This window comes from Nocardioides sp. B129/18 (assembly GCF_055282735.1).
Genome location: NZ_JBUZJI010000052.1, coordinates 1 through 6959, shown reverse-complemented (window position 1 = coordinate 6959; position 6959 = coordinate 1). Strand labels below are relative to the sequence as shown.

Sequence of the window (6959 nt, the reverse complement as noted above, 5' to 3'; positions counted from 1 at the left end):
GCCCGGCGGGCGGCGTCCTCGGCCTCCTGGCGGGCGGCCAGGGCAGCCTCGCCGGCGCGGGAGGCCTCCAGCGCCGCGGCCTCGGACTCGGCACGGGCCTGATGGAGCCCCTCGGCCCGCTCCTCCTGGGCGCGGGCGGCGGCCTCGGCGGCCTGACGGGCGGCGTGGGCCTCGGCGGCGGCGCCGGCCTGGGCGCTGGCGCGCTCCTCGGTGGCGGTGCGCTCGACGGTCTGCTGGGCCGCGACCTCCTCGGCGGCGCGACGCAGGGCCGCGGCCTCGGCGGCGGCCGCGACGGCGGCCTGGTGCTCCTGGGCGCGGCGGGCGGCCTCCTCGACGGCGGCGGCGAGGTCGGCCTGGTGGCGCGCGAGCACCTCCTCGGCCTGGCGACGCGCCTCGATCGCCTCGGCGGCCTGGCGGGCCTGCTCGGCGGCGGCGGCGTCGGCCTCGGCCCGGGCCTCGGCGGCGGCGCGTGCGGACTCCTCGGCGACCAGTCGCTCAGCGGCCTGCTCGGCCGCGGCGCGCTCGGCGAGCACCCGCAGCTGCGCGGCGTGCTCGGCGGTGGCCAGGTGCTCGGCCATCCGGCGCTCGAGGTCGGCCACCGACGGGCCGGCGTCCTCGACCCCGGGCCCGTCGAGCGGCTCCGGCTCGCTCGGGGGAGCCGCCGGGGGCGCGACGTCGTGACGACGCCGCCAGCGGCGGCCGGAGGAGTCGGGCGGCGGAGGGCTCGAGGGGTGGCTCATCGTGGGGACGAGCCTAGTAGACGAGCGCCTGCACGTCCGGCGCGAGGACCTCCTCGGCGAAGGCGGCCGCACCGGCCACCCGCACGCCCTCGCGGACGTCGTCGGGGGTGATGCCGCGTCGCGTCGCGCACTGGGTGCAGACGGTGACCCGGCCGGCGGCGAGCACCGCGGCCAGGAGGTCCTCGACGGGGGTCGCGTGCGCCAGGCCGAGATCGACCGTGCGCCCGGCGACGGCCCACGTCGCGGCCTCGCCGGTGAGCCACAGCGAGACCTCCGCGCCGGAGGCGACCGCGGCCGCCGCGACGGTGACGGCCTGGTTCGCGCGCTCGGGGTCGTCCTGCGCGCAGGTGACCTTGACGACGAGGGGACGAGGCATGGCGACCACCCTAGGCGCGGGGGACCGCGAGGCCGCCGCCGCACTAGGGTGGGGCCGTGGCGTTCGAGATCCCGACCAACCTGCATCCCCAGTGCGCGCCGGTGGCGTGGCTCCTCGGCACCTGGGCCGGCAACGGCCACGGCGACTACCCGACGATCGAGGCCTTCCAGTTCGGCCAGGAGATCCTCTTCCAGCAGGACGGCCGCCCGTTCCTGCACTACATGTCGCGCTCGTGGATCGTCGACGAGAACGGCGAGAAGGTGCGCGACGCGGCGCAGGAGACCGGCTTCCTGCGCTGTCTGCCCGAGGGCCGCATCGAGCTCGTCCTCAGCCACAGCAGCGGCATCTCCGAGATCTGGTACGGCCAGGCCGAGGGCGGCAAGCTCGAGCTGCGCACCGCCGGCGTCGGCTTCACCGAGTCGGCCAAGGAGGTCACCGGGGGCCACCGGCTCTACGGCAACGTCGAGGGCGACCTCCTCTACGCCTACGACATGGAGGCGATGGGCCAGGAGCTGCAGCCGCACCTGTGGGCACGGCTGCGGCGGCAGTGAGCCCTGATGGTCAGCGATGAGCTCCGCGAGCGACTGCGCGGATCGGGCTACCGCCTGACGCCGCAGCGCGAGCTGATCCTCGACGCCGTGCAGACGCTGGGCCACGCGACGCCGGACGAGGTGCTGGCGCAGGTGCGCACCACGTCGTCGGCGGTGAACCTCTCCACCGTCTACCGGACGCTGGAGGTGCTCGAGGAGCTCGGGCTGATCCGGCACGCGCACCTCGCCGACCGCGCGCCGACCTACCATGCCGTCACCGACCACGAGCACTTCCACCTGGTGTGCCGGAATTGCCAGCGCGTCACCTCCGTTGACACCGGCGAGGCCGACGCGTTCGCCCGCGCGCTCCTGGAGCGACACGGGTTCGTCGCCGACCTCCCGCACCTCACCGTCTTCGGCACCTGCCGCGAGCACGCCGACGAGCCAGACCAGCCTCAGGAGTCCTGAATGTCCGCCGCCCCCAGCCCGCTGCTCGACCTCCCCGGCGCCGTCGCCGGCGACGTCATCGACGCGCCGGTGGCGGCGCACTACGGCTCGTTCAACACCGAGCAGCGCACGCTCGTGGCCGGCGAGGGCTTCGTCGACCTCTCCCACCGCGACGTCGTCCGCATCGCCGGTCCCGACCGCCTCACCTGGCTGCACGCGCTCACCACCCAGCACCTGCTGAAGCTGCAGCCCGGGCAGTGGACCTCCGCGCTGATCCTCGACCCCCACGGCCGCGTCGAGCACGCCTTCACCGGCGTCGACGACGGCGAGGCGCTCACCGTCCACACCGAGCCCGGCGCGGGCGCGGCCCTGCTCGACTTCCTGCACCGCATGGTGTTCATGAGCCGCGTCGAGCTCGCCGACGTCACCGCCGATCTCGCCGTCACCTGGCGCCCGGCCGCCGGCTTCGAGCTGGTGCCGCGCGCGCAGCTGCGCGAGTACGCCCGTGCCGCCGAGCCCGCCTGCGGGCTGTGGGCCTACGAGGCGCTGCGCATCGAGCGCGGCGAGCCGCGCCTGGGCCTCGACACCGATGAGAGGACGATCCCCAACGAGGTCGGCTGGATCGGCCCCGCCGTCCACCTCGACAAGGGCTGCTACCGCGGCCAGGAGACCGTCGCGCGCGTGCACACCCTCGGCCGTCCGCCGCGTCGACTCACGCTGCTGCACCTCGACGGCAGCGAGAACCGCCTCCCCGCCGTCGGCACGCCGCTGCTCGACGGCGAGCGCCAGGTCGGCGTCGTCGGCAGCTCCGCGCGTCACCACGAGCTCGGCCCGATCGCCCTCGCGCTGGTCAAGCGCAACGTGCCCGTCGAGACCGTGCTCTCGGTCGACGGCATGCCGGCGGCCCAGGAGGTCGTCGTCGACCCGGAGGTCGGCCTGCACGTGCGGCCGCTGCGCTGAGCGTCGGCGCTCGGTCGTCCCCACCCGCGCGGACGGCTCGGGCCCAATGACCCGGCTGACCGGGGAACTGACCCCCGCGTGACGTGTCTCGCAGGTGTTCGCGCCCGAGAACCTGCGTGACACGCCCGGCGGGGGCGGTCTCCCCGGATGTCCGGGGAGACCGGCATGCCCCGGCAGGCATCCCTTCCGCCGTCCGGCAGCGGAGACGTCAGTCGCGGCGGTAGTGCACGTGGGTGTCGCGAGGGTCGTGCTCGAACCCCAGCCGGCGGTAGACCGCGACGGCCGGCGCGTTGTCGGCCTCCACGTAGAGCAGCACCTCGCGGGCACCGCCGTCGCGCAGGTGGTGGAGGCCCGCGTTCGTGAGGATGCCGCCCAGTCCGCGGCCCTGCGCGGCCGGGGCGATGCCGACGACGTAGACCTCGCCGAGGGTGGGGGAGTGCCGCTTGGTCCAGTGGAAGCCGAGCAGGGTCCCGTCGGAGACGTCCTCGGCGATGAGGAGTCCGGCAGGGTCGAACCACGGCTCGGCCATCCGCTCGGCCAGGGAGGCGGCGTCCATCGTCCCCTGCTCGGGGTGGTGGGCGAAGGCGGCGGCGTTGACCGCGAGCAGCGCCTCCTCGTCGCGCGGCTCGTAGCCGCGCACCCGGACGCCGTCGGGGATCGTCAGCGGCGGGAGGTCGACGTCGGGACGCCGCATCACCCACAGCTCGCGCACCGGGCTCCAGCCCTCCCGGGCCGCCAGGGCCCGGGCGGCGGGGTGGTCGGCGTGGGACCACGCGTGGGTGGGCCCCGGGGAGACCCGATCCCGCAGATCGTGCAGCAGCCGGGCGCCCAGACCGGCGCCGCGATGGTCGGGGTGGACGAGCAGCGTCAGGTCGTCGACGACGGCCAGGGCGACGCCGCGCTCGTCGCCCACCAGGCGCACGGCGTCGGGACGGTGGCGCACCGCCAGCCAGGTGGCCTCGTCGAGCGGCGCGACGCCGTCGACGCGCTCGGCCGCCTCCGCGAGGGGCTCGAGGAGGGCGGCCGGATCGTCCGGATGGCGGGATTGGTCAGGGGAACTCATGGCTACTGGGCCCCAACTTCCCCTGACCTTCTAGGAATTCCCCGGTCAGCCGGGGAACTTCTGGCTCACGCGTCCTGACGCGCCGGAGCCTCGGCGAGGCGGGCGTCGGCCTCGGCGGCCTTGTCCTTGGCCGGCAGCACGAAGCGGTAGCCGACGTTGCGGACGGTGCCGATGAGCGTCTCGTTCTCGGGGCCGAGCTTGGCGCGCAGGCGCCGCACGTGGACGTCGACGGTGCGGGTGCCGCCGAAGTAGTCGTAGCCCCACACCTCCTGGAGCAGCTGCTGGCGGGTGAAGACCCGGCCGGGGTGCTGGGCGAGGAACTTGAGGAGCTCGAACTCCTTGAACGTGAGGTCGAGCGAACGTCCGCCGATCTTGGCGGTGTAGGTGGCGTCGTCGACGACGACCTCGCCGGAGCGGATGACGTGGGCCTCGGGGTCGGCGGCCTCGCGCTTGGCGGTGAGGCGGCCGATGGCCAGCTTGATGCGGGCCTCCAGCTCGGCGGGGCCGCAGGTGTGGAGGACGACGTCGTCCATGCCCCAGTCGTGGTTGACGACGGCCAGGCCGCCCTCGGTGACGATGAGCAGGACGGGGACGTCGGTGCCGGTGGTGCGGATCAGCCGGCACAGGTCGCGGGCGTGGGCGAGGTCCTGGCGACCGTCGACCAGCAGGAGGTCGGAGTCGGGGGCCTCGAGGAGGGCCGAGCCCTCGGCGGGCAGGATGCGGACCTGGTGGCCCAGCAGGGCCAGTCCGGGCAGCACCTCGGCCGAGGGCTGCAGCGCGCTGGTGAGCAGCAGGAGAGTGCTCATGGTGGTCTCCTCCCGGGTGGGGATGGGTACCGAAACGCAACGCTGGGCCCCGGTGGTGGTGCTGTGGATGGAACAGTAGGAAACGTGGCGGTGACTTTGGAAGGTTCCAACCGGTTTGAGACGCAATTCATTCGGATTCGTTACTGGGCCGCAGCCAAGGCTGCGGCGGGCGTGGCGGAGGATCGGATGCCCGTCTCGGACGCCGTGACGCTGCGCGACGTGCTCGATCACGCGGTCGCCGCGCACCCCGGATCGCGCCTGCCGCAGGTGCTCGAGGTCTGCTCCACGCTCGTCGACGACCAGCCGGTCGGCACCGAGGACCCGGCCGCGGTCGTCGTGCGTCCCGGGCAGAGCGTCGAGCTGCTGCCGCCGTTCGCGGGGGGCTGAGGTGGTCCGGCGGGGAATCTCGGCCCCGGGTCCAGGGTTGGGGACGACGTGATCCCGCCCGTCCTCGCCGTGAGCCCCGGCCTCGTGATCGCCGCCGTGGCGATCGTCCTCGCGCTCGCGTTCGGTCTCTACCGCGCCCTCACCGACGGCCGCTTCCGCGGCACCCACCGGGTCGCAGGCGCCTCGACCGCGGCCGACGCCGCGACGGCGGAGGCCGCCGCCCCCACGGCCTGGAGCCAGGTCGTCGCGGCGCTGCCCGCGGAGGCCGACGGCCTGGGCGAGCGGGCGACGCTCCTGCAGTTCTCCTCGGCGTTCTGCGCGCCGTGCCGCGCCACCCGCCGCACCCTCGCGGAGGTCGCCGAGCTGGTGCCCGGCGTCCGGCACCTGGAGGTCGACGCCGAGGCCCACCTCGAGCTCGTCCGCGCCCTCGACGTGCTGCGCACCCCCACCACCCTCGTCCTGGACGGCGCCGGGGTGGAGCGGACGAGGGCCGCCGGCGCGCCTCGCAAGGAGACGGTGCTGGCGACCCTCGAGCAGGTCGTCGACCCGGCCTGAGGGCCGGTCCGCGGATCAGACCTCGGGACGACGGATCCGCAGCTCCTCGCTGAAGTCGTACGGGTCGACCATGCGCGGGTCGATCACGAAGGCCGGCAGGCTGCGACGCAGGAAGTGCACGCGCCAGCCGCGCTCGCCGGGGGCGCCGTGCACCTGCACGCGGGTGTGCTCCGAGCCGAGGTCGAAGGTGCGCCGGGTCGCGCCGGTGATGACGGTGAGGACGTCGCCGTCGAAGGAGATGCGCGCCTGCTCGTCGCGGACGCGGGTCCACAGCGCGGCGCACAGCGCGGCGACGCCGAGCGCGGCGGCGGCCTTGACGCTGACGAGGTCGCCCTGGACCGCGAAGAGCGTGAAGACGCCGAAGCCGACGAGCACCCCGAGGGCCAGCGTCAGCGGACGCCAGTCGAAGGGCCGGCGGAAGGTCACGACGCCGTCGGCGGCACCCGCGGGGGCGACGGTCGGGCTGGCGGTCGCCCGCGTGACCGGTCCGGGCACGGGCGCGGAGGCGGCCTCCTTGCGCGCGGCCCGGGCGTCGAGGGCGGCGGCCATCCGGTCGGTCGGCGAGAGCTGCTCGGAGCGACGGGGCTCGCGCTCGGCGCTGGCGCGCAGCTCGGCGGCGATCGTGGGGGCCACGACGTCGGGCAGGTCGGCGTCGCGGGAGACCACCGGCGTCGCGACCACGGGCTGAGCGGGCTGCACGGGCTGCACCGGCTGAGTGGCCTGGATCGGCGCGACGGGAGCGGGCGCCTCCGGCGCGGCCGGGGCGACGTCGAGGACCGGCGCGATCACCGGCGCCGGGGTGGGAGCGGCCGCGGGGCTCGGCACGGGCGCGGTGGACCGGGCGGCCGGCGCCTCGGCGGCGGGACGACCCTCCCCGCGGCGCCGGCGCATGCGGCTGCTGCGGCTCTGGAGCATGTCCAGGCGCAGCTCCTCGAGCTCGAGGGCGAGCTCGGCGGCGCGGGTCTCGGCCTCGGCGCGGTAGCGGGCGGCCCGCTCGGCGGCCTCGGCGTGCTGGGCGATGGCGGTCTCGACGCGCTCGCGGCCGGCGGCGGCGCGGGCGGCGGCCTCCTCGGCGACGCCGCGGGCGGCGATGGC

At 75.6% G+C, this 6959-nt stretch carries 9 protein-coding genes and 1 pseudogene; 5 read left to right on the top strand and 5 right to left on the bottom strand.

Going from position 1 to position 6959, the window contains the following annotated elements:
* Together ACZDWJ_RS19590 and ACZDWJ_RS19585 are read right to left on the bottom strand one after the other, a co-directional pair.
* The coding region (locus tag ACZDWJ_RS19590; RefSeq protein WP_463523845.1) for a hypothetical protein at positions 1–740 on the bottom strand (740 nt) is incomplete at its 3' end.
* A gap of 13 nt (positions 741–753) precedes the next feature.
* Complete coding sequence (locus ACZDWJ_RS19585) at positions 754–1116, bottom strand: DsrE family protein (protein ID WP_463523843.1); 363 nt, start codon at positions 1114–1116, stop codon at positions 754–756.
* Between the two features lie 56 nt (positions 1117–1172).
* Here ACZDWJ_RS19585 and ACZDWJ_RS19580 point away from each other — a divergent pair, with 56 nt between their 5' ends.
* Genes ACZDWJ_RS19580 through ygfZ form a run of 3 tightly spaced genes read left to right on the top strand, consistent with a single transcriptional unit; the run spans position 1173 to position 3053 of the window.
* On the top strand, positions 1173–1667 hold the full coding sequence (locus ACZDWJ_RS19580; RefSeq protein WP_463523841.1) for a heme-binding beta-barrel domain-containing protein: 495 nt from the start codon (positions 1173–1175) through the stop codon (positions 1665–1667).
* Between the two features lie 6 nt (positions 1668–1673).
* Positions 1674–2114: a Fur family transcriptional regulator gene (locus tag ACZDWJ_RS19575; protein WP_463523839.1), complete on the top strand. Its 441-nt coding sequence runs from the start codon at positions 1674–1676 to the stop codon at positions 2112–2114.
* A complete protein-coding gene (ygfZ, locus tag ACZDWJ_RS19570) occupies positions 2115–3053 on the top strand; it encodes a CAF17-like 4Fe-4S cluster assembly/insertion protein YgfZ (RefSeq protein WP_463523837.1) in 939 nt (312 codons plus the stop codon). It begins immediately after the preceding gene.
* A 208-nt stretch (positions 3054–3261) separates the two neighbouring features.
* On the opposite strand, the gene mshD is transcribed toward ygfZ, so the two are convergent.
* Positions 3262–4116 (bottom strand): mycothiol synthase, encoded by an 855-nt coding sequence (mshD, locus tag ACZDWJ_RS19565; RefSeq protein WP_463523835.1) that lies wholly within the window; start codon positions 4114–4116, stop codon positions 3262–3264.
* Positions 4117–4181: 65 nt separating this feature from the next.
* Entirely contained in the window at positions 4182–4922 is a 741-nt protein-coding gene (locus tag ACZDWJ_RS19560; protein ID WP_463523833.1) for a response regulator transcription factor, read from the bottom strand.
* Here ACZDWJ_RS19560 and ACZDWJ_RS19555 point away from each other — a divergent pair.
* Positions 4845–5309, top strand: coding sequence for a MoaD/ThiS family protein (locus tag ACZDWJ_RS19555; protein ID WP_463523831.1), 465 nt, complete (start codon positions 4845–4847; stop codon positions 5307–5309). The two genes, ACZDWJ_RS19560 and ACZDWJ_RS19555, sit on opposite strands and share 78 nt — an antisense overlap.
* Positions 5310–5357: 48 nt before the next feature.
* Positions 5358–5864, top strand: a complete 507-nt coding sequence (locus ACZDWJ_RS19550; RefSeq protein WP_463523829.1) for a thioredoxin family protein — start codon at positions 5358–5360, stop codon at positions 5862–5864.
* A 15-nt stretch (positions 5865–5879) separates the two neighbouring features.
* On the opposite strand, the pseudogene ACZDWJ_RS19545 reads toward ACZDWJ_RS19550, so the two are convergent.
* Positions 5880–6959, bottom strand: a pseudogene (locus tag ACZDWJ_RS19545) (hypothetical protein); the annotation flags it as partial.

Bases quoted from the DNA above. Each gene is read 5' to 3' on its own strand.
- ACZDWJ_RS19575 (WP_463523839.1), top strand. From the start codon at position 1,674: ATGGTCAGCGATGAGCTCCGCGAGCGACTGCGCGGATCGGGCTACCGC.
- ygfZ (WP_463523837.1), top strand. From the start codon at position 2,115: ATGTCCGCCGCCCCCAGCCCGCTGCTCGACCTCCCCGGCGCCGTCGCC.
- ACZDWJ_RS19560 (WP_463523833.1), bottom strand. From the start codon at position 4,922: ATGAGCACTCTCCTGCTGCTCACCAGCGCGCTGCAGCCCTCGGCCGAG.
- ACZDWJ_RS19585 (WP_463523843.1), bottom strand. From the start codon at position 1,116: ATGCCTCGTCCCCTCGTCGTCAAGGTCACCTGCGCGCAGGACGACCCC.
- mshD (WP_463523835.1), bottom strand. From the start codon at position 4,116: ATGAGTTCCCCTGACCAATCCCGCCATCCGGACGATCCGGCCGCCCTC.